Below are 22340 nucleotides of genomic sequence, written 5' to 3'. Positions count from 1 at the left end.
ACGGGCAGGAAAGCGGAACACGATGCCGAATACCTAGTTTTAAGTTGACTTACCTGTTGATTACTGGTGAATCAACACAAAGATGCGATAGCCTGTGTTTGTTAAAGTTTATGAGTACCGATTCAGTTTGACAGATAAGAACTGTATTTGGACAATCAGGTAAACCAATGATCAATAGATTTAAGACAAAACCAGCATATTAAATAGGAGAGTTCATATGGGAGATAAGCTGAACTGGGCCGGGAATTATCGCTACTGTTCGATGGAGTTGCTTGAGCCCAAAAATCTAGAAGAGGTTAAGGACCTGGTAGTTAGCCGTACAAGCATACGCGTGCTCGGCTCGCGTCACTCTTTTAACGGGATTGCCGACACCGGGGGCTGCCATCTTTCGCTTCGAAAGATGAATCGGGTAATCGATCTCGACCGTGTACAGAGAACCGTAACCGTCGAGGGTGGCATTCGGTATGGCGATCTGTGCCGATATTTAGATGATCATGGCTATGCGCTGCATAATTTGGCATCGCTGCCGCACATAAGCGTGGCTGGCGCCGTGGCGACAGCCACGCACGGCTCGGGCGATCTGAATGCAAGCCTGGCGTCTTCCGTACGTGCTATCGAGCTAATGAAAGCGGATGGAGAAGTTACGGTACTCACGCGCGGGATAGACCCCGAGTTTGATGGGGCAGTTGTCGGACTCGGGGGACTGGGAGTCGTCACAAAGCTTAAACTGGACTTAGTACCCTCGTTTCAGGTAAGTCAGACCGTATATGATCGTCTACCTTTTTCTGCACTGGATCATGGCATAGACGAAATTTTATCTTCCGCATACAGCGTCAGCTTGTTTACGGATTGGGCAGAGCCCATATTCAATCAAGTGTGGGTTAAGCGAAAGGTGGGAAATAACGGGGAGGACGAGGCATCTTCCGATTTCTTCGGGGCTTTGCCAGCTCCGGAAAAACGGCATATGGTACCTGGTCAATCTGTGGTGAACTGTAGCGAGCAGCTAAGCGTTCCTGGACCATGGTACGAACGGTTGCCTCATTTTCGCATGGAATTTACCCCCAGCGCGGGCAACGAACTGCAAAGTGAATATTTCGTTCCGAGGCGGCATGCGGTCGAAGCGATGCGTGCGCTAGGTAAACTTAGTGATAGAATTGCGCCTCTGCTTTTCATCACCGAGATACGAACTATTGCCTCGGATACCTACTGGATGAGTCCATGCTACCGACAAGACAGTGTTGGTTTGCATTTTACATGGAAGCCGGATTGGGCGCGTGTGCGCCAGTTACTTCCGCTTATAGAACGTGAACTCGAACCGTTTGGAGCACGCTCACATTGGGCGAAACTGTTTACGATGGAACCGGAAATGATGCAAGCTCGGTATGAGCGGTTAGCGGATTTCCGTCAGCTGCTGCTTCGATACGATCCAATAGGGAAGTTTCGAAATACGTTTTTGGATCATTACATTATGCATTGATGGTCCCAAAATGAGTTTTTCGCATGGTCTAATTTGTTCATAAAAATCGTGAACTTAGTTTTACTGCAAAGTTTTCAATCTGAACTCCTGTGTTTTTTAATAGGTATATGATTTAATGCAGCCTAAGATCAGGATACAGGTTCACTATTCTAGAAATTTGCAATCAAGTGCAGAAAAAGGACAAGGGGACCCCGCCCTGTCCTTTCTTAATAGATGAGAGTAAGTTTGCGGTTCGATCTAGGTTTACAGATCTACTCTCCAATTGCCCATCATCTTGGCTACTTCCGGATCGCGGTATGATAAGAAAAGACTTTTCCGCGTATCGAGAGTAGAAATTTGTTCGATATCGTCTGCGCTCAACTCAAAATCGAAAATGTTGAAGTTTTCAACGATCCGCTCTTTGCACACCGATTTTGGAATAGCAACGACTCCATGCTGAACAAGCCAGCGAAGCACGACCTGGGCTACGGACTTGTTATGTTTTTCTGCGATTGTGGCCAGCACTTCGTTGCCGAACAAGTTGTTAAGTCCTTCAGCAAACGGGGCCCACGACTGGTGCTGCACTCCCTGCTCTTTCATAAAAGCGGCGCTCTCGATCTGGTGGAAGAATGGGTGCGTTTCGATCTGGTTGACCGAGGGCAAGATTTCGTTATGCACGATGAGGTCCATCAGACGATCGGGCAGGAAATTGCTGACACCGATCGGCTTGATCTTGCCCTCGCGGTACAGATCTTCCATCGCATGCCAAGCGCCGTAGTAATCGCCGAATGGCTGGTGAATTAGATATAGATCGAGATAGTCGAGCTGTAGCTTCTTCAAGGATGTGGCAAACGCCACCTTGGCACTCTCGTAACCGGCATCCTGAACCCAAAGCTTGGTTGTGATGAACAGCTCCTCACGCGGTACGCCGCTGCGCTTGATCGCGCGTCCGACCGCTTCCTCGTTTTAGATAACCGGCGGCGGTGTCGATCAAGCGATAACCGGCCATCAGCGCTTCATATACCGCGTTCTCGCATTCTTCCGAACCGGTGATCGTCTTGTATTTAATCGTGTCGTACCGTTACAAGAACAATGTTACATTACCGATATGACTTCATCGACGGCTGCAGATGTCAAGTGGCAGGCATTAGACCCGGTTCGTTTTCCGGTAAGCGGAAGGACTGACTTTCATCAGCTTCGTGAACACGCGGCTGAGGTAGAAGCCATTGTTGAAGCCGCAAGCTAATGCGATCTGCTCTAAATTCAGATGGGTATCGACGAGCAAAGACTTTGCTTGCTCCAGCCTAATGTGGCTTAAATAGCGCGAAGGCGTCATCCCCACGCTTCGGGTGAATCTGCGGGTGAGCTGGACGGGACTGATGCCCAGCTCGTCCGCAAGCACCAGCATGCTCATGTCCTTATAGGCGTTCTGCTGGATATAGAGCCGTGCCTGTTCCATCAGAGGATCGGCAGATTCTTTGTCTTCGCCAACCACGCCGGCTGCTATCGACTGCAAACAAAACAGCCAAATATCGTTCAGCGCATGGTTTTGCCAATAGCTCCGCTGATCGATCCCCGCGGCAGCTTCGTCCTGCCGCTTGAAACATCTCAAATTATCGGCAAACCTTTCTTTATGCGTGACGGTGGGCTTGTAGGCAGAAGCCGCCAAACGAAGGTGGACGTCCTGCTCTGCCTCTTTCCCTGCAACCGCCTCTCCCGATATAGAGCCTAACGAAAATCCGATGAAATGAAAGGACGGCGGATGAATAACGTTGCGATGAAAATCGACGCCCGGCGGGCAAACGATGACGTCGCCCATCTGCGCCGTACCCTCGCTATCGCCGATCCCATAATGGAAGCTGCCGCCCTCCACCGCAAATAGAACCCAATGTCCATAGGTATCCACGCTGTATTGAAATTGCTTCTTATGATTCCAAAAGACATGATGTATTAGACTAGGATATAGGATGGGGCTTCGATTTAACATCATCACGGCAATCATCCTCCAGAATGAAATAAAGTATATGCCAATATGATAGCGCAGTGCATGTTAAATAACGACCCCCTCGATTAAGATGATAGTAATTCTAGGAATGGGGGGATTCGATTGAAGTTTGAATTAGTAAAATCCGACATTACCGTTATTGGCGGAGGCCTGGCAGGCGTATGCGCTGCCGTTGCAGCTGCACGTCTTGGCCAAACCGTGTCGCTCGTGAACAACAGACCCGTACTCGGAGGCAATTCTAGCAGCGAGGTACGGGTGTGGGTGTGCGGTGCTACGGCGCATGGTACGCAGCGTTACGCGAGGGAAACCGGCATCATGGGGGAAATGTTCGTCGAGAATCAATTCCGGAACCCGGATGGAAATCCGTATTTATGGGATCTCGTCGTACTCGAGACGGTCCGAGCAGAGCCGAACATTGCCTTGTTTCTCAATACGGATGTGCACGAGGTCGAAGCGGAGGGCGCGGAGGAGGAGCGCATCATCAAGTCGGTCACGGGCTGGATGATGGGCTCCGAGCGGAAAATCCGGTTTGAAAGCGATATGTACATAGATTGTACAGGTGATGGCCTTGCGGGTTTTTTGACAGGCGCTAAATATCGGATCGGCCGCGAGGCCGCAGAGGAATACAACGAGGACTGGGCACCGGAGACGGCGGACGATATTACGCTTGGCAGCACGCTCCTGTTCTATACGAAGGAAGCCGATCGGCCGGTCAAGTACATTCCGCCGAGCTTTGCGAAGGACATTACGCAAACGGCGATCCCGATGAAGCGGATCATTCGCAGCGGCGACTCCGGCTGCCACTATTGGTGGATCGAATGGGGCGGGGAGCTGGATACGGTGCATGATAATGAACGAATACGCGATGAGCTCTGGTCGGTCATTTACGGGATATGGGATTATATCAAAAACTCAGGCAATTTCGATGCCGATCGCATGACGCTGGAATGGGTCGGATCGATCCCTGGCAAACGGGAGTACCGCCGATTCTCTGGAGATTATGTGTTGAACCAAAACGATATTATCGAGCAGGTGCCCTTCACCGATCGCATCGCCTTCGGAGGCTGGTCGATAGATCTTCATCCGCCGCAAGGCATGTATTCGACAGAGAGCGGTTCAAAGCATTTATTTTCGGACGGCATCTATCATATTCCATTTCGGTGTCTGTACTCCAGCAACGTCACTAATCTGATGTTCGCAGGCCGCGATATCAGCGCAACTCACGTCGCATTCGGTACGACGAGGGTAATGGCAACCTGTGCCGTCATCGGCGAAGCAGCCGGAAGCGGTGCCGCACTGTGCGTGCAGAAAGGGATATCGCCGCGTGTGTTGCACCGTGACCATATGAACGACCTGCAGCAGACGATGATCAGGCAGGATGCGTCGATTATCGGGATCGCGGCAGACGACCCTTACGATCTCGCCAAATCGGCCCGCATTACGGCATCCAGCACCATGACCAAAGTGTCGCTGACGGACTCAACCTATACACACCCGTTGGACAAAGAACTGGGCATCCTGTTTCCCGTGAATCCCTCGCTTGAATCAGTGGCGCTGCTGATCGATGCGGCAAAGGCTGCTACTCTTGAAGTGGAGCTGTGGCATACGGAAAAAGGTGAAAATTACGTGCCAAAGCAGATGGTGGCTGAAGCATCGGTGTCAGTAGCCGAAGGTACATGGCAGTGGGCTAAGCTGGACTTAGTTTGGCAGCCCAATGCACCCTGCAATGCATTCCTTATTATTAAAGCAAACGAAGCGATTCAACTTCACGGATCGGATTCTCCGATGACCGGCGTGCTGTGCTTTGAGAAAGGGCCAAAGCCGATCGTCTCGACTCTTTTAGAGGATCGTCAGCCGGATCAGCCGGTCGTACAGTGGAGCATGCGCCGTTGGAACCGCAAGCCGCTATGTTTGCAGGTTACGCCAAATACGGAAGCGTACGCTGCCGCAGCGGTGACGGACGGGTATATTCGGCCGTTCGCCGGTCCGCATTTATGGATGTCCGAGCCGATGTCTCCAGGCAATCCGGAATGGCTGCAGCTGGAGTGGGCTGAAGTGCAATCGATCGCCGAGATCCACGTCACCTTTAACGACGATGTTAATGAAGACTTAATAAATTTGCACCATCACCGCACCGCTTTCGAAGCGATTCCTGAGCTCGTCCGAGCTTATCGGATAGAAGCGCTCATCGGTGAGGAATGGGTCACGCTGGCTGAAGAGAAGCACAACCATAAGCGCAAAAAAGTGCATAAGCTCAGCCGTTCCATCTCGTCGCATACGATTAGACTATGGATCGACGAAACAAACGGAGGACCACGCGCGGAGGTTGCCGAAATAAGAGTCTATGCTCTATAATGGAATAAATAAAATGATAGCGCTTACATTTTGATCTAAAGGAGAGGATATCATGGTCATAAAGCCGCTTGGCGTATTGATCGTCGAAGATGAAATTCCTCTGCGCCAAGAGCTTCGGATATTTCCATGGGAGGCGTGCGGAGCCGAATGGATAGGGGAAGCGAGCAACGGCTCGGAAGCGATGCAGCTATGTGCTGAACGCACGCCAGATGTCGTGATAACGGATATTACGATGCCGGTTATGGACGGTATTGCTTTCATTCGGGAGCTCCGGAAGCGGCACCCGAACGTACAGATCATATTGTTAACCTGTCACAGCGATTTTCATTACGTACAAGAAGCGCTCCGTCTTGGAGCGCTTGAATATATTTTGAAGGTGTCACTGGAGGAAGAAGAGCTTAAGCTGGCGATGGGCAAAGCGAGAGCTGCGGTCGCCAAGGAGCGCATGGTGCAGGAGCATGCGAGAAGGGAACAGAGGCAGCTGCAAACCGCCTTGTTCGGCAAGCTGCTTCATGGGCAAGAGCCAGCCGGCTCCGATTGGCAGCTGATGACGCTAAGTGAAGATCGTCCAATTCGACTGGTACGGCTTATGTTAGACATTCCTTCATTAGCCTATCTAGCTGTGAAGGAAGCGGTTCAGCAGAGGCTGATCGAGCAGGAAAAAAGGGATCCAAACTGGCTGACTTGGCTGACGGTAAGGGAGCGGGAATATTTTGTTCTGCTTGAAGGCAGAACTTCTCCCAATGCTGTTCTTGAGTCACTCCGCACGGTTGTTCAACATTTGACGGAGCTGTTGAATCGGGAAGAGGCCAAGCAGGAGCGGTGGGCGACAGCATATGCCCTTTTTAGCAAACCGGTCACATCGAAGGAAGAAGTTGCATCAGCGCTCGCCTATTCGAACGAGTGGAAAGATGCGTTGTTTTACGACCGATGTCCCGAGGAAAGCACTGTGTACACTCAGCATTCGTTGCCTCTATCGGATCTGACGGAAAAGAAAACGAAGGAATTAAACGAGCTGCTGAGAAAAGCAACATTGTCTCCTGCGAGCTTGAAGGAATGCTTGCTTGGCGAATTCAGGGAATGGTGCATCGCAGAGCGAGTGAAGCCAAATCAACTGAAGGAGCGGGTACTCCATTGGCAGGTTGATTGGCACAGGCAGCAAGAGGGCGCTGTGCTGAGCGCAGCTCGAATGGGGCTATTAATGGATGCAGGAACATTAGCTGAGATGATCGCCAATATGGTTCAGGATATGGAAGCTGCCGAGCTTGGGAAGACGCGTTCGCGCTTTGAGATTCGATTGGCCGTGCAATGGATCAAAGACCATCTCAAGGAGCCGATCTCGCTGCCCGTTATCGCAGAGCAGGTAGGGCTGAGCCCACATTATATTAGCAGATTGTTTCGAGAGGAAACGGGGAGTACGGTTAATCAGTATATTACCCGTCTTCGTATGGAGAAGGCGATTGAGCTTCTTAGGCATTCGAATAAGAAGGTATATGAGGTCGCAGAAGAGGTCGGCATTCCGAGCTACCGCTATTTTACCGTTACGTTTCGAAATTGGACCGGGGTATCGCCGACGGACTATAAACGGAATGGCTGAAAGCACGGGAGGGTGAGAACGAGCGCGAAGGAAGGGTGGAAATGACGAAACTGTTTCATTGGTATGCCAGCCTTGGTCTCGCTACCAAGCAGTTTATTTATTTGTTCATCGTGACGCTGCTGCTCGTTCAAGTGCTTGCCTGGCGCAATCTCCACGAGGCTGAAAGTCTGCTTCAGAATCAAGTCATTCGCGATGCAGAGCTGCTCGTCAGCCGGACGAATCAATATATCGATGCAAGTTTGGACAATGTGGAAAATATGCTGCTGCTACTCTCGACCCGCGCCGATTTGCTGGAGGAAGGGAATGAGGTGGCAGCCGTCGAGACGCTTCGCAAGTTTGCGGGGATTAACAACTCCATTGCCAGAACGTTGTACATGATTCGAGCTGACGGCCAAGTATTTGCAAGCTCGCAGGTCGTTTATGACATCATCGGCAATCCAAAGCTGAATCAGCTCTATGAGCTGGCGCTTATTAACTACGGGGCCATTAACGTGAGCGAACCTTATGATTCGCCAATGTCGGGGCGAACGCTTGCTTACGTATTGCCCATTGCGGATGCTGACAATAAGGTGAAAGGTGTCGTCGTCGCCGAACTTAATCTCGATCTGCTCACGGAGCGTATTGCGCCGATGATCTATCAATCTTATATACTGTTCACGAAGGAAGGCAGCGTCATTAATCGGCTGGATTCCCGCGATAAGCTGCTCCCCTTCCAAGCCGCCTCGTATCCGCCGAAGCTGGAGGAGAGCTTTCGCGGGCAGCTCGCCTTGCTCAAAGTCGGCGTAAGCGGCATAGAAGGGGATTCCTTGAATCCGCTCGTTGCCGTGAAGTCGACCAAAAACCGTCTAGGCTGGTCGCTTGCGGCGTTCATCGAAGAGGATTATTTCTATCAGGACCTTCAGAGGCTGAACAACAACTACCGGACCGCGAGTATCGTATGGATCATTATGCTACTGATCAGTGCGTATCTGCTCAGCCGATCGTTCACGCATCCGATTCGCCGATTTGTCGAGAAGATGGACCGTCTTAACAACTTTGAGGTTGTGGCGAAGCTGCCTGTTACGAGAATGGACGAAATCGGCAGGCTAACGCAGAGCTACAATGCCATGCTCGAGAGGATTCAGAGCCTGCTCCAAAAGACGAAAAATGCGGAGGAGCAGAAGAAAGAATATGAGCTGAAGATGCTTCGAAGCCAGATTGCACCCCATTTTCTCTATAATACCCTTGCCTGCATAAGCAGCTTGGCAAAGCAGCAGCGGATCGACGAGCTGCGCGATACGATTCGATCGCTGGTCAAGCTGTTAAGCTTCAGCTTCGACAAGCAATCGGAATACGTATCGCTTGAGGAGGAGCTGGAAGGGCTGCGAATGTACATGCATATTCAGCAGGTGCGCTATGGGGAGCAATATCGGTTTATGATTGACATCAATCCTGACCTTCTGCAGTATCGCATCCTTAAGCTGACGCTGCAGCCGCTCGTAGAAAATGCACTCTTCCATGGACTAACGCCGAATCACGGCGGGCTTATCGTTGTGAAAGGCGGGCTGAGGAAGGGTGTTCTAAGACTCTATGTGCGCGATAACGGGATAGGCATCAAGCGGGAGAAGCGGAGCAGGCTGCTGTTGGAAAATCAGGACGGTGAGCAGCGCTCCTTGTACCGGTTTACGGGCATCGGGCTGCGGAACGTGCATGAGCGGATTCGGATCCATCACGGCGAGACGTACGGCTTGCGGATCGGCAGCGCGGAGGGGGCAGGAACTGTTGTCCGCGTCGAAATGCCCGCCCTGACGGAAAGCGACGAACGATTAGGTATTTGGCGTTAACCATAAACGATACCAAGGCTGTTACGTGGTTTCTTCAGACCATTCGTGACAGCCTTTACTCATTTATCGTTGATATTGATGCAGATGGATCCATATTCGATGTTAATGATGATGAAGGAAATGCTTACATTTTTTACGTTTTTGTGTATATCGAGAAGATGTCAGGACCTTTATACTTACCTTAATTGGAAGCGCATTCAAACTAGGGAGGGATACGATGGAAGCCAATCATAGCCTAACGCCAGCCCCTCGGATACGGTTATCTCCGCGGACAAGGCTGCTCATGTTTTTAAAGTTAGCATGGCGGTTTAAAGCCTTTTACGTCATGCTGCTGCCCGGCATTATTTATTTTGTCATATTTCGGTACTTCCCGATGTACGGAGTCATTATCGCTTTCAAAGATTTTGCGATCCTGGACGGCATAACGGGCAGCTCGTGGGTCGATCCGTGGTATAAGCATTTTCAGAGCTTTTACGAGTCGCCTTACTTCAGCCAGCTGCTGACCAATACGCTGTTGATCAGCCTCTACAAGCTGTTATGGGGGACGCTGCCACCGATCATGCTGGCCGTACTGCTGAACGAATGCCGCGTTCGCTGGCTGAAGTCGATCGTACAAACGCTGACCTACATGCCGCACTTCTTGTCTTGGGTCATTATTTTCGGCATTCTTTTGACGCTCTTCTCCCAGAACGGTGGTCTCATCAACCGCTGGATTGTGGAAGCGGGGGGAAGCTCCATCCCGTTTCTGACCTCGACGGAATATTTCCGCAGCATACTGGTCGGATCGGAGGTATGGCAAAATCTCGGCTGGGGTGCGATTATCTATTTAGCCGCGATGGCAGGTATCGATCCGACGCTTTACGAGGCGGCGAAGGTGGATGGTGCGAGCCGAATGCGAATGATCTGGCATATTACGCTTCCTGGCATTAGAAGCATTATCGTCCTGCTGTTCGTTCTGAAGCTTGGCCATCTGCTAGACGCAGGCTTTGATCAAATTTACATTCTGTACAATATTCAGGTGTACCCGGTTGCAGACATCATCGACACATGGGTTTACCGAACCGGTCTGCAGCAGCTTAATTTCAGCTTGGCGTCGGCAGTCGGATTGTTCAAATCGGTCATCGGACTCATCCTTGTGCTAGGTGCTAACCGTGTGGCTAAGAAATGGGGTGAGGGCATATGGTAAGAGGCCTCGATGATAAAATTTTCAACACAATTATATACGTTATTCTCGGACTATGCGGACTTGTCGCCATTCTTCCGATCCTTTATGTCGTATCCGTTTCCATCACTCCGTTCGGAGAAGTGCTGCGTAACGGCGGATTCATATTGTTCCCGAAGGAAATTACGTTCTCCGCTTACCGCACGCTGCTGACGGAGTCCAATATTCCGAAGGCGTTCCAAATAACCGTTCTCATTACGGTGATCGGAACAGCGGTCAATCTCGTCTTGACGGGACTGATGGCGTACCCGCTCAGCCGCCGGAATTTGCCGGGAAGAAACTTTTTTCTGCTCCTGATCGTGTTCACCCTGTTGTTCAGCGGAGGGCTTATTCCGACCTATCTGGTCGTTAAGTCGATGGGACTGCTCGATTCTATCTGGGCGATGATTCTGCCCAATGCAATCTGGAGCTTTAACGTTCTTATTATGAAAAGCTTTTTTGAAGGGCTGCCGGAGGAGCTGTTCGAGTCGGCCCGAATGGATGGAGCCAAAGAGTTCCGCATCCTTCTGCAAATCGTTACGCCGCTTTCCGTACCTGTCTTGCTGACGGTTGGCTTGTTTTACCTGGTCGGCCATTGGAACGAGTTTTTTCAAGCGATTTTTTATGTGACCGATCGCACGCTGTATCCACTGCAGGTCGTCGTCCGGGAGATTCTGATGCAAAGCCAGCAGCCGCTCGAGAACGCGGAAAATATGATGCCGACGCAGACCATGCAGATGGCATCCGTCATGATTGCGAGCTTGCCGGTCATCGTGATCTATCCGTTTCTTCAAAAGCATTTTACAAAAGGGATGCTGCTTGGTTCGATTAAAGGTTAACCGATGAAACCAATCAGAGAGGGGTTAAGATCATGAAGAAATTAGGGACTTTGCTAGTAGCCGTTTCATTAGCGGGAGCCATGCTTACGGCTTGTTCGGGGGGGAACAGCAGCGATAATCCGAGAAACCATTCGGGCGTTTCCGCCAAGCCCGGAGCGGAAACGACGGAGCAGCCTAGCGGCAAACCGGTTAAGCTCGACATTATCGAGACGGGGAACAATCTTCCGTCGCCCGATAAAGACATGATTAAGCAGGAATTGGATAAGGCGCTGAATATCGACCTGAACCTGACCGTGTATCCAGCAGCGGACGATTACAATAATCAACTAAACGTTCGGATGTCCTCGGGGAACTTTCCCGACCTGTTCATGGTCGACCGGCAGCAGCTAATTCAATTTTCCAAGCAAGGGCTGCTGCTCGATCTGACGCCGTATATGGATAAGCTGGAGCAAACGGTAGCGTTCATAGGGGAGGACAGCGTCAAGAAGGGGATGGTCGACGGGAAAGTATATAGCATCTCCAAATCTCCGCAAATCCCTTACAACACCTTATGGATCCGCAAGGATTGGCTCGACAAGCTGAAGCTGGAAGTGCCGACGACCGTGGAGCAGTTGGCTTCCGTAGCGGAAGCGTTCACGAAGAACGATCCGGATGGAAATGGCAAGCCGGACACCTTCGGTCTAACGGGCGGCAAGCTGAGCGCATTCTCGACCGTTTTCGGAGCCTTCGGCGTCGGAATGCCAGGCAACTTCTACGAGAAGGACGGCAAAGTCGTCAATGCGCTGCATGAACCGGCAATGAAGGATGCTTTGGCCTTTATTAAGGACATGACCGCATCCGGATCGGTTGATCCGGAGCTGCTCGCCAATAGCGGATTGCAGCATCAAGAGAAGGCGATCAAAGGGCAGGCGGGCATCGTCTATATTGATTGGCCGAACATGACGAAGGAGCAGTTCGTGGAACAAATCAAAACCGTTAATCCGAATGCGGAATGGCTGCAAATCGCCGCTCCTTCGGGTACAGGAGGACAATTCGACGGTTCATGGGATATCGGCGCGGCGCCTGGGAGATATGCCATTCCGAAAGCGCTTGAGAAAGACCCTGAGAAACTGCAGCGGGTGTTCGATCTGCTCAACTATATTTCGAATCCGGACGGAGGCTCAATGCTCGTGCAGTTCGGGGTGAAGGATACGCACTTCACACTTGAGGACGGCAAGCCGAAGATGACGGACAAAGCGGGCGAGGTTGGTCATTCCTGGCTGTACCAATTCACCGGCAGACCGGAAATGGAATATTTACAGGCGAAGTTCGCCGCTCAATCGGCTGCAATCGAATTCGCGAACGATCAACCCCGTATTGAAGCATTGAACGGATTTATCGACAATCCAGAGGGATATAACCCAGCCGATGCGAACCGGTACATGGAAGAGGAGATCGCGAAGTTCATCTACGATAAACGTCCATTGACCGAATATGATGACTTTATCAAGACGCTGGAAACGTCTATGAACTACAAAGCGTTAGTGGACAGCGCCATGGAACAGCTTAAGGCGCTCGGTTACGGGGACTAAATAACGGGAACGAAAGGCCGACCTCATTCGATGCAGGTCGGCCTGTTTTATCATACGCTATGTGTTTTTCGGTACGACGAAGGATTGACGCCGCACAGCTTTTTGAAGCTTTTGCTTAAATGATGTTCGTCGGTAAATCCGCAGTGCTCAGCGATTTGGGCAAGGGTAAGCGAAGAGTATACAAGGAGCTGCTTCACCTTGTCCATTCTAAGATTAGTCGCGTAGGCACTTGGCGTTATGCGGAACTCGCGTGTAAACAGTCTTGTCAGCTGAACCTGGGTAAGACCAAGCTCCACAGCGACCGACTTCAACGATAGGCCGAATTCTGCTTGCTGCTGAAGCAGATGCAGGGCTCGCCCAAGGGTCGGATCCTCGCTGAACAAGGTCATCGTATGCTGCTCGGATTGCTCGATCTGAAGCAAATAGAGCAGATCCCTGAGAAGATGTTTCTTGTACGTATGACCAATCCCTGCATGCAAGTATTGGGCTTCGCGAAATTGAGAGAGGGTGGATTGGAAGCGTTTGTTGTTCAATAGCCGAAGTTTGCCGAAAGTCGGAAAATCGGCCGCTCTCGGCGGCTCCTCTAGGGAATTGATCCATTGAAACCCCATGAGATGGAACGATAAACCATCCGTTTGCCGGTAGAAGGTTAGATCGGGCGGGCATAACACGATGTCATCCTTGACCGCCCTTCCGCTTTGGCTGCCCATTCTGTAATTAAAAGCGCCTTCTTCGACGATGAACAACGCCCAATGATCATACGTGTCATGCGTTTTCTGAAATTGAGGGGTATCCTTCACGTAGACATGGTATTGCAGATCGGGATCCAGAAATCGGCTGAACTCCATTGCATGACAACACCTTTTCATAGATTGAAATTATATACAAGGAAAATCGATTTTTCTTACATTATAACATGATGGTTCGCCAAATATAATTAAATAAAATACAAGTAGGAGGTATAAAGGATGAAGACAGCCCATTTGGAAATACCGAAATTAATGGAGCAATTTCATGAACAGGGGTATTTGGTTATACCAGATATTTTGTCGCAGGAACAGGTGAGCCGGCTGAATGCCGCGATCGACGAAATTGTCTTGATGGAACCAGAAGCGCTTTCACATAATATTTATAACAGCGTAGAACGCCATGCCGAGATCGCTGCATTAATCGATCAGCCTGCCATTCTTCCATTAATCGTTAATTTGCTTGGCCACAACATTCAGCTTCACATCTCCCACCTCACGATCAGACAACCGAATCCAAGCGAAGCCCAAACGGCCACGCACAGCTTTATCGATTGGCATCAAGACGGTCCGCATCCGCAGTTTCCTGTCATTAACGGCTTGACGGCAACCTATTATATTAAGGTTTGCTATATTTTGAGCGATATGTCGGAGCCGGATCGCGGCAATACGAAAGTGATTCCGGGCAGTCACAAGCAGCCGTACAACCCGAATCACAAGGATGTGCGCCAGCAGCTTGACGGGGAGGTACAAGTGTGCGGAAAACCAGGTGACGTCTTCGTGTTCGCCCAAAACTTGTGGCATGCTGGTTCGCCGAATCGTTCCGCATTCACAAGAAGACAGCTGTTCCTCGGCTACAGCCCGATCTGGATGCGTCCAATCGACTATCATTCGGCGTCTGAGAGCCTGCTGAAGGACGCCGATCCGATACGCCGCCAGCTGCTTGGGCAGATCAGCGACAACAAATTCAATTATTACGTTCCGCAGGATTCGATGGTGCCTCTCAAATCCATGCTGATCCATCCATCCTCGCAGTAGCTATCACGATCCATTCGAATGGGAAGGATGAACGATGACTGTAGTCAATATCGCTTCCGATTCAGCAAATCCGCAATTGTATTGAGCTGACTGCCCTTATCTGGAGGGGGTTCTGCCTCATATTCACTAATTGTCAAGAACAAGACAAGAACGGAATAACATTCTCGATACATTTTTCATCAACGACGGTAGACGCCCATTTATTAAACTAACGGGCAGAATAATATAATACGTTTAGAAATATAGCTAACTGCTAAGTGTTCATGAACATGGGATGCTACGAGCGACAAATCGAACGTAGATATTACTCATGATTAGGAGGTCTTCGACCTACATTAGCTTTGTCGGATATATCCTGTATTGTAATTTGATCAAAACTCTTTTCGGCTACTAGCCCAAACGGTAGTTTCGTTTAAACAGATTCGCTAGACATAACGAGAAGCGTTATTTAAAAGTAAGAGTCTCATAGCGAGGGAATGAAGGCAGCCCATTAGGGCTGTCTTTTTTTACGCGGATCTCCGTCCGGATATGAGGGAGCGGCGGCGTGCCGGTTGCCCGGGCTTCAGCCTGTGGGCGCACGCTTGACCCTTAAAATTTTAATTAGGACCTTCCTTATTGGCAAAGGGACGACAGTGCGTACTTTTTTCTAAATAACCTACCTTACCGTAAAGTAAGGTAAATGTAAGATAAACCATTGGTTTGTTTTTTTCTTATTCAATATGATATTTACAACCATGGAACTGAGTTGTACCCAATTCCCTTCTGAAGGCGTATTACATTCAAAAAATTAATCGTATGCTTCATAGCAAATCGCATGTAAAAAGCAATCCAATAACATTAAGAAGGGATCAATTATGACTAACAACCAATATATTACAAATGCCATAAACAAAGCTAGTAAAGACAGAGACATAACAAGGAAATAAAATCATTCATTTTCAATTTACAGGTGGAACAGATGTGCAAAACATGTATCTGTCCATACCTGGTGGTCGTGTTCAAAAAACAAAAGTTGGTGAAGAATCCTTTACCATAGCTGAATCAATGGAAACTTTTTATTACAAACAAGCAGGTATTCCAAAACAAGGTTTGGATGTCTTTGTAGAAGTTAAGGGGAATCAGCCTGTAGAGTTTACATTTGGTTCAGAACAACATCCGGATCCAGAATTTCGTTCCAAACGTCCGCCACATCTAATTACAAGTGGACTGTTTGATGAAAGTATTTTTGTGATTAAACGTGTAACTTATTAATCCTTAAGCAAAGAAGATGTTATCCTGATTCTAAAATTTTTCCTTAGGAGAGTGACATTATGAATGATACATGGAACCCCGAATCGCCAGGCGTGCTGCGCCTTCCTTCAGGTCGACTTGTCCGCGGCCGAGCACTAAGTCATCCTCTTCCCCAAGGGCTTCAACCCACTTTTGCACTCTATCTGCTCGGGCGACCACCAGCGCCGGTTGCTTGGGATAGCCGCTGGATTCCTTGGCCGGACTTCTGGCTGCCAAAAAACAAGCTTGCAGCCGCCGACGCGCTTCGCGAAGCATGGACTCGCTCTGAAGTTGAACGGGTTGAAATCGCCTGCGGGGGAGGGATTGGACGAACGGGTACTGCATTAGCCTGTCTCGCTGTGATTGATGGCTTACCAAATCATAAAGCTGTCGACTATATTCGCCAGCACTACACACCGCGTGCTGTTGAGACGCCTTGGCAACGCCGCTTTGTCTCTCGTTTCTGAGGTCCTGCATGGTTTATCCTACATAATAGAGAAGATAAATGGGGGGATTTTTAAGTAAAGTGATCGAACTATATAATCATAGAATACTAATATCGATTTGATGTTAGGCAGTCGGATAAGGGAAATCATACGTATTCGGCACGGTCAAGGAGAACATCTCGAAACCATCGGAAAGAGTCTCGATTAATGGAGTGAATGCTATGAATGGAACAATAAAAATATTGGTTATCGAAGATGATAATGAAATTAATCAGTTATTATGCGAAATCATAACCAATAGCGGATACGTACCGCAGCCGGTTTTTTCCGGCACAGAAGCTTTGTTGTATTTGGCCAATGATCGGGAGTGGAGCATGGTATTGCTCGATCTGATGCTTCCCGGTCTTGCCGGGGAAGAAATCCTTCGGAAGTTGGGACCGGATCGCCGCCTGCCGGTTATCATTATATCGGCCAAAAACGAGCAGCAGTCCAAAGTCGCCGTTCTAAGAATGGGAGCGGACGATTACATTACTAAGCCATTTGATGTGGAAGAGGTAGCGGCCAGAATCGACATTCATCTCGGCAGATATAGACGTGCAGCAGAACCCGATCTGATCCGTCAATTGACGTACAAGGACATTCATTTGGATAGCGATACGAAGGCGGTCACGGTTAACGGTTCCGATGTGGTGCTGACTGCGAGGGAATTTACAGTGCTGGAACTCCTCATGTCTTATCCGAAGAAAGTATTTACAAAGCAGAATCTATTTGAAGCGGTGTGGGGGGACGCCTACTTGGGTGATGACAACACAATTACGGTACATATGAGCAACTTAAGAAAGAAGCTAGCGCAGGCAAACCCGGAGGCCGAGTATATTGAGACTATCTGGGGAATGGGATATCGGTTGAGAGGATGAATTAATGATTTCTTAAGATGTTGGTTAATATCCTATTAGGATCTGATGTTTAGAATGAAAGAACATCATATCGTATAGGGAGAATGTGCAATGAAAAAGATTTTAATCGCAGTAATAGCAACAATAGCGCTTTTGGCCCCGTTTCTGTATCTTCCTCCGTCAACCCATGCCGCGTCTGTTCTCGACAAGGGCGCAGTGGACGACTATGTTGAACGTTATTTGAATCGAAACGGGCTGCCAGGCGCGTCGATTGTTATCGTCAAGGATGGCGGGATCGCCCATGCGCAAGGCTATGGGCATGATTCCGAAGGAAAACCCCTGACGGAGCATTCCTTACTAAGAATCGGTTCCGTCTCCAAATCATTTACCGCCTTTGCCGTACTGCAGCTCATAGATGAAGGAGCTTTCGGACTGGACGATCCGATCGTCCAGCATTTGCCCGATCTGAAGATGAACGACCAAAGATTCGGGCAAGTCACCATCCGCCATCTGCTTAGCCATACTTCCGGGATATCCACCCCGACCATCGTGTCCAAGGCGGATACCTTGGAAAAAGGCGTCAAGCGTGTGCACCAGTGGCAGCTGCAGTCCGATCCTGGTGAGCGGTACTCCTATAGCAATGCGAACTATTGGATCCTGGCATGGCTGGTGGAGAACGTAAGCGGCATGGAGTTCGCTGCGTATCTAGACACGAAGGTGTTCTCTCCGCTCGGCATGGACGATTCCCTCTCGCCCGTGAACTCTGGCGATTCGGTTCCCGGGCTGCCGCGCGGGTATGTTACGGCCTTCGGAACGGCAATTTCCATATCCGAAATGGAGCAAATGTTCACCGGTTCGGGGGGAATCGTAACGACAGCGGCGGATATGGGAGAATGGCTTGCGATGCACACCCGTAACGGCGTAAGCGCATCCGGAGAAAGATTATTATCCGAATCCTTGCTGGACGATTCCTATTCCCCGCAACCCGGAAGCGAGCATTATGGACTAGGCTGGTCGCTCAGCGCTTCGGATATCGCGCCGAAACGCGTGCAGCATAGCGGAGCCTTATCCAGCTATCAGGCTCAACAAACCATCGTACCAGAGAGCGGTTATGCAGTAGCGGTCATGCTTAATAGCTTCACCACCACTTTCGAGCATGCGTATGCGATAAGCGACGGCATTATCCGACTCACCGAAGGACAAGCGCACACAGTGAAGACACCAATACCGACAATTATTGATTTCTCCGTTGGATTACTGACGTTGCTGTATGCTGGTTTGGGAATCAGGGGGATCCTGCGCGGCAAGAAGTGGTCCGATCGACGCCGACACTATTCAGCTCTACGCTATTATCTGCGGTTAATCCCGCAAATCATTCCGATCGCGGGGATCGGTTGGTTACTGTTTATCGTCCCGGAATTACAGGATAACAGTACGACGATCCTGGATGTATTCCGCCTGTGGCCGGCCTTGGCGATTCTATTGTTCGTCATCTTCCTATGTGCCGTGTCCATCACCGGGACACGAATGTATCATCGGATCAGAGGGGGTATCTCCCAGTGAAGGAATCTGTTTTGACAACGATCGACCTGACAAAGAAATACAAAGAACAGACCGCCCTTGAACGTGTTAACATGGTTGTCGAAAAAGGTGATATATACGGTTTTATCGGGCAGAACGGGGCAGGCAAAAGTACGTTACTGCGCATGGTGACCGCGCTGGCCCGGCCAACGAGCGGAACCGTCAGCTTGTTCGGGGAAAGCAATGAAGCGGGGTTGATTGAAGCCCGAAAGCGCGTAGGAGCGATCATTGAAAGCCCGGCATTACATCCCGATATGTCGGCCCACGATAATCTGGAAGTCCATCGATTGCTCCGGGGGATCCCCCGCAAGGCGTGCATAGCGAAGACGCTTGCGCTCGTCGGACTGCAGGATACGGGGAAGAAGAAGGTAAAGAACTTTTCACTCGGCATGAAGCAGCGATTGGGGCTGGCTATCGCCTTGCTGGGTGACCCGGAGCTGCTTATACTTGATGAACCGACAAATGGCCTTGACCCAGGAGGCATCGTGGAGCTTAGAGAGCTGGTCAAGAGGCTGAATCGCGAGATGGGACTAACGATTCTGATTTCCAGCCATATCTTGAGCGAGCTTCATCAGATGGCAACGAAGTACGGCATTATTCATAGAGGCAGACTGTTGGAGCAATTGACCCATGACGATTTAAATGAGAAGTGCAGACAGCATCTTCGTATCCGGGTCGATGATCCAAGCAAAGCAGCAACGGTTCTCGAAATGGAACTGGGCACACCCGATTATGAAGTTTTGCAGGATGGCACGATCAAGCTTTACAGCCTCGATCACGATGTCAGAAGGGTATCAATGGCTTTGACAAGCAGCGGTCTGGTCATCGAATATTTTGCGCCAGGCGGGGATGACTTGGAAAGTTATTTTACCAAACGGGTCGGGGGAGAACTTCATGATTAATTTATTACGTGCGGAGCTGTTCAAACTCAGCAAGAATAAAGTATTCTGGACACTGACCATCACGGTGACCGTTGTTTTTGCCCTCATGCACTATTTAATCACCATCGGATGGTGGAAGATGAATAACTTGTTCATGGATGCGGGACTGGAGCAGTTCTCATCCCTTGCGCTGGCTACAACCCCGTTCTACTTCATGTTATTCTTGTGCACATTGGCCGGATTTTTTGTTGCGAATGACTTTACAATAGGGGTCGTCAAGAACATGGTCATGAGCGGGAATCGCAGAAGTCATATCTTTTTAGCTAAGCTCGTCATATTGGCACTCGGTTCCGTGATTCTGGCTGTGGTGTGCCCGTTAATTGTAATCATGGGCGGAAAGCTATTGTTTGGATTTGGAGAAATGACAAACTCGTCGGCATTGGGCTACTTGGCAAGAGCACTGGGTTTGTTCCTCATTCATTTGATGGCCCTTGTTGCCTTATTGATGCTGATCGCGCTGCTTGTGGAAGATAGCGGGAAAACCATAATTATCTCCGTCGTAATCGCATTATTCATTTCCGTAGCAGAAGTTCTGAGACCGCTACCGGGGATCTTGGAAACATTGTATCATTATTCAATATTCCATCATCTTATTGATTCCTTCCGAATCAGGATGTCCGACGCTGATATCATCCAGTCTTTGTCGGTTGGAATAAGCACCCTTCTAGTTCTGATGTTGTGCGGGAAATTGGTGTTTAACAGGAAAGAGATTAAATAATGGCCGTGAGGTGGAGAAAAATGATCTATGTAACGATCACTGCAGTTCTGCTTATGTTCATTTTTCTCCTTCGTCTTGCGTGGATCAAGAAAGAAATGAGACGTTTATCGGCCCAGGTCGGACGTTTTCATCAAGGCTTGAGCGGGAAGAAGGTCGATATTGCTTTACTGGACAAAGATATCGAAGAGCTCGCTGGAAATATCAATCAATTAATCGATCTGGCGGTCCAGTCGAACAGGGATCGAATACGCAGTGATCGCGAATTGAGACAAGCGATCGCTAATATGTCCCATGATTTGAGAACACCGCTAACGGCTATTATCGGATATACCAAATTATTGGAAGTCAGTACTGTCACGGACGAGAAACGACAGGAGTATATGTCTATTATCAGAGCCACTGCTGATCGATTACATACCTTACTGCATGAGTTTTTCGAGTTGTCTCTTGTGCAATCTACAGAGTATCACCTTAAGCTTGAACCGGTGCAAATGAATGCATTGTTGTGGGAGGTGCTGACCGGTTTTTATGATCAATTTATTGAGAACCAAATAGAACCCGACCTACAAATAACGGATGAACCGCTCATTGCCGAAGTGGATCCGTCTGCAGTCAAACGTGTATTCGAAAATTTAATCAGTAATGTGATCCGTCATACGACAGGCACTGTAGCGATTAGTTTGAAGGAGAATGAAGGGAATATTCTGCTTATCATCAAGAATCAAGCGGACAACTTAAGTGAGCAAGACATAGACAAACTGTTTGATCGCTTCTACACAGCGGATCGGTCAAGATCGAGCCGCAGAACTGGTTTGGGGTTATCCATTGCCTATAGTCTCATGTTAAAGATGAACGGGCGATTGACTGCTAGGCTCCAAGATGGATGCTTGGAGATGAGATGCGAGTGGAAGCGAAGCTGATTCGTATTTACAGGAATTCTAACGGGCAGGATTGCGTGACTCAAGGGCGAATAGAATAAGCAAAAAAATTTATCTAAATCAGAAATGGAAGGATGAGCTGAGCGGTATGAGCCTATCGGCAACAATCAGCAATTTGGAAAACGGCAAACATCAGCACATCGTCGTTTATGGAACGAGTCTAACCGAAGGCGGCGCTTGGGTCAGCGGATTAAAGGAAATTCTGGATCGCCGGTTTCCGGGACAAGTTAAGTTGACCAACAGCGCCAAAGCTGCACAATGGTCGGGCTGGGGAGTTGAACATTTGGAGGAACGTGTAATCGCTTTCGCTCCCGACGCCGTTTTTCTGGAATTCGCTATAAATGACTCGTATTTGCCTTATCAGACGAGCATTACGAAATGCGGTGAAAACCTGAATGCTCTTATTGATCGATTACGTGCTGCCAACAAGAATTGCGAAATTCTGTTGATGACCATGAATCCACCGGTTCGGGAACACCTAGAAATTCGCCCTCTGATTGAGCAATATTATCAGGTGTACCGAGATACGGCTCGCTTGCGCGGACTTTTGCTCATAGATCATTACCCGGTTTGGCGGAGGATGCTAGACGAGAACCCCGCCGAATTCGACCGGCTTATTCCGGATGGAATTCACCCTTCGGACGAGGGCTCGACTACAATAACGCTTGCCGAAATCGTGAAGACCTGGTTGTAGCAACACGAGGTATTAATCATTGGGAATAGAAATCATTACGGTAACCGGTAACGGTAGCTTAATAAAACCATTAAAGCAGCTGGCCAAACGTGATCAGCTGCTTTTGTTCAACTAACGGGCATGTTAGTGGATCGATTTGATCAGCAGGAACTCGTTTTCCCTTCGGATGTTGCTTTCAGCACAGGGGAAGATAAACCTTATGATATATATGGTAAAGGATTAGCAT

19 protein-coding genes and 1 pseudogene are annotated in these 22340 nt (G+C 49.3%); 16 read left to right on the top strand and 4 right to left on the bottom strand.

All coding sequences use genetic code 11. The annotated features are described in order from the left end of the window. Positions 1-217: 217 nt before the first annotated feature. The gene (locus tag OHJ21_RS08425) at positions 218-1477 is read left to right on the top strand and encodes an FAD-binding protein (protein ID WP_486019802.1); all 1260 of its coding nucleotides are present in this window, start codon (positions 218-220) and stop codon (positions 1475-1477) included. A gap of 243 nt (positions 1478-1720) precedes the next feature. On the opposite strand, the pseudogene OHJ21_RS08420 reads toward OHJ21_RS08425, so the two are convergent. Next, positions 1721-2510 (bottom strand): annotated as a pseudogene (locus tag OHJ21_RS08420) (aldo/keto reductase); the annotation flags it as partial. A 93-nt stretch (positions 2511-2603) separates the two neighbouring features. Beyond that, positions 2604-3446, bottom strand: a complete 843-nt coding sequence (locus OHJ21_RS08415; protein ID WP_486021011.1) for a helix-turn-helix domain-containing protein — start codon at positions 3444-3446, stop codon at positions 2604-2606. A gap of 117 nt (positions 3447-3563) precedes the next feature. Between OHJ21_RS08415 and OHJ21_RS08410 the strand changes: the two genes are divergently transcribed. The 6 genes from OHJ21_RS08410 (at position 3564) to OHJ21_RS08385 (ending at position 12847) form a co-directional block, all read left to right on the top strand. Beyond that, a complete protein-coding gene (locus OHJ21_RS08410; RefSeq protein WP_486019801.1) occupies positions 3564-5816 on the top strand; it encodes an FAD-dependent oxidoreductase in 2253 nt (750 codons plus the stop codon). A gap of 52 nt (positions 5817-5868) precedes the next feature. Next, positions 5869-7413, top strand: a complete 1545-nt coding sequence (locus OHJ21_RS08405; RefSeq protein ID WP_486019800.1) for a response regulator — start codon at positions 5869-5871, stop codon at positions 7411-7413. Positions 7414-7454: 41 nt separating this feature from the next. Beyond that, a complete protein-coding gene (locus tag OHJ21_RS08400; RefSeq protein ID WP_486019799.1) occupies positions 7455-9236 on the top strand; it encodes a sensor histidine kinase in 1782 nt (593 codons plus the stop codon). Positions 9237-9519: 283 nt separating this feature from the next. Beyond that, entirely contained in the window at positions 9520-10422 is a 903-nt protein-coding gene (locus OHJ21_RS08395; protein WP_326113766.1) for an ABC transporter permease, read from the top strand. Then, complete coding sequence (locus tag OHJ21_RS08390; protein WP_486019798.1) at positions 10416-11276, top strand: carbohydrate ABC transporter permease; 861 nt, start codon at positions 10416-10418, stop codon at positions 11274-11276. Before OHJ21_RS08395 ends, OHJ21_RS08390 begins: the two co-directional genes overlap by 7 nt. A 32-nt stretch (positions 11277-11308) precedes the next feature. Next, a complete protein-coding gene (locus tag OHJ21_RS08385; protein ID WP_486019797.1) occupies positions 11309-12847 on the top strand; it encodes an extracellular solute-binding protein in 1539 nt (512 codons plus the stop codon). A gap of 50 nt (positions 12848-12897) precedes the next feature. Here the strand turns inward: OHJ21_RS08385 and OHJ21_RS08380 are convergent, their stop codons facing one another. Further along, positions 12898-13695, bottom strand: a complete 798-nt coding sequence (locus tag OHJ21_RS08380; RefSeq protein ID WP_326113627.1) for an AraC family transcriptional regulator — start codon at positions 13693-13695, stop codon at positions 12898-12900. A gap of 120 nt (positions 13696-13815) precedes the next feature. On the opposite strand from OHJ21_RS08380, the gene OHJ21_RS08375 reads away from it, so the two are divergent. Next, the gene (locus OHJ21_RS08375; protein WP_486019796.1) at positions 13816-14631 is read left to right on the top strand and encodes a phytanoyl-CoA dioxygenase family protein; all 816 of its coding nucleotides are present in this window, start codon (positions 13816-13818) and stop codon (positions 14629-14631) included. Between the two features lie 960 nt (positions 14632-15591). Beyond that, positions 15592-15882 (top strand): hypothetical protein, encoded by a 291-nt coding sequence (locus tag OHJ21_RS08370; protein WP_486019795.1) that lies wholly within the window; start codon positions 15592-15594, stop codon positions 15880-15882. A 57-nt stretch (positions 15883-15939) separates the two neighbouring features. On the opposite strand, the gene OHJ21_RS08365 is transcribed toward OHJ21_RS08370, so the two are convergent. Continuing rightward, a complete protein-coding gene (locus OHJ21_RS08365) occupies positions 15940-16245 on the bottom strand; it encodes a hypothetical protein (protein WP_243390883.1) in 306 nt (101 codons plus the stop codon). Here OHJ21_RS08365 and OHJ21_RS08360 point away from each other — a divergent pair. From OHJ21_RS08360 to OHJ21_RS08330, 7 genes are all read left to right on the top strand, one after another. Then, positions 16131-16367 carry a protein-tyrosine phosphatase family protein gene (locus tag OHJ21_RS08360; RefSeq protein ID WP_243390860.1) on the top strand — a complete coding sequence of 79 codons (237 nt, stop codon included), beginning with the start codon at positions 16131-16133 and terminating at the stop codon, positions 16365-16367. The genes OHJ21_RS08365 and OHJ21_RS08360 overlap by 115 nt on opposite strands. Positions 16368-16567: 200 nt before the next feature. Next, positions 16568-17263 (top strand): response regulator transcription factor, encoded by a 696-nt coding sequence (locus OHJ21_RS08355; RefSeq protein WP_100537238.1) that lies wholly within the window; start codon positions 16568-16570, stop codon positions 17261-17263. Positions 17264-17353: 90 nt separating this feature from the next. After that, entirely contained in the window at positions 17354-18805 is a 1452-nt protein-coding gene (locus OHJ21_RS08350; protein ID WP_207797458.1) for a serine hydrolase domain-containing protein, read from the top strand. Then, positions 18802-19725 (top strand): ABC transporter ATP-binding protein, encoded by a 924-nt coding sequence (locus OHJ21_RS08345; protein WP_486019794.1) that lies wholly within the window; start codon positions 18802-18804, stop codon positions 19723-19725. The genes OHJ21_RS08350 and OHJ21_RS08345 overlap by 4 nt, the downstream gene beginning before the upstream one ends. After that, a complete protein-coding gene (locus OHJ21_RS08340) occupies positions 19718-20482 on the top strand; it encodes an ABC transporter permease (protein WP_486019792.1) in 765 nt (254 codons plus the stop codon). Before OHJ21_RS08345 ends, OHJ21_RS08340 begins: the two co-directional genes overlap by 8 nt. A gap of 5 nt (positions 20483-20487) precedes the next feature. Next, entirely contained in the window at positions 20488-21402 is a 915-nt protein-coding gene (locus OHJ21_RS08335; protein ID WP_486019791.1) for a sensor histidine kinase, read from the top strand. A 106-nt stretch (positions 21403-21508) separates the two neighbouring features. Further along, the gene (locus tag OHJ21_RS08330) at positions 21509-22114 is read left to right on the top strand and encodes an SGNH/GDSL hydrolase family protein (protein WP_100537235.1); all 606 of its coding nucleotides are present in this window, start codon (positions 21509-21511) and stop codon (positions 22112-22114) included. Positions 22115-22340: the final 226 nt, after the last annotated feature.

Source organism: Virgibacillus sp. LDC1 (assembly GCF_025792345.1).
GTDB classification, from domain to species: Bacteria; Bacillota; Bacilli; order Paenibacillales; family Paenibacillaceae; genus Paenibacillus_AQ; species Paenibacillus_AQ lautus.
This window is presented reverse-complemented; position numbering and strand designations above follow the sequence as displayed.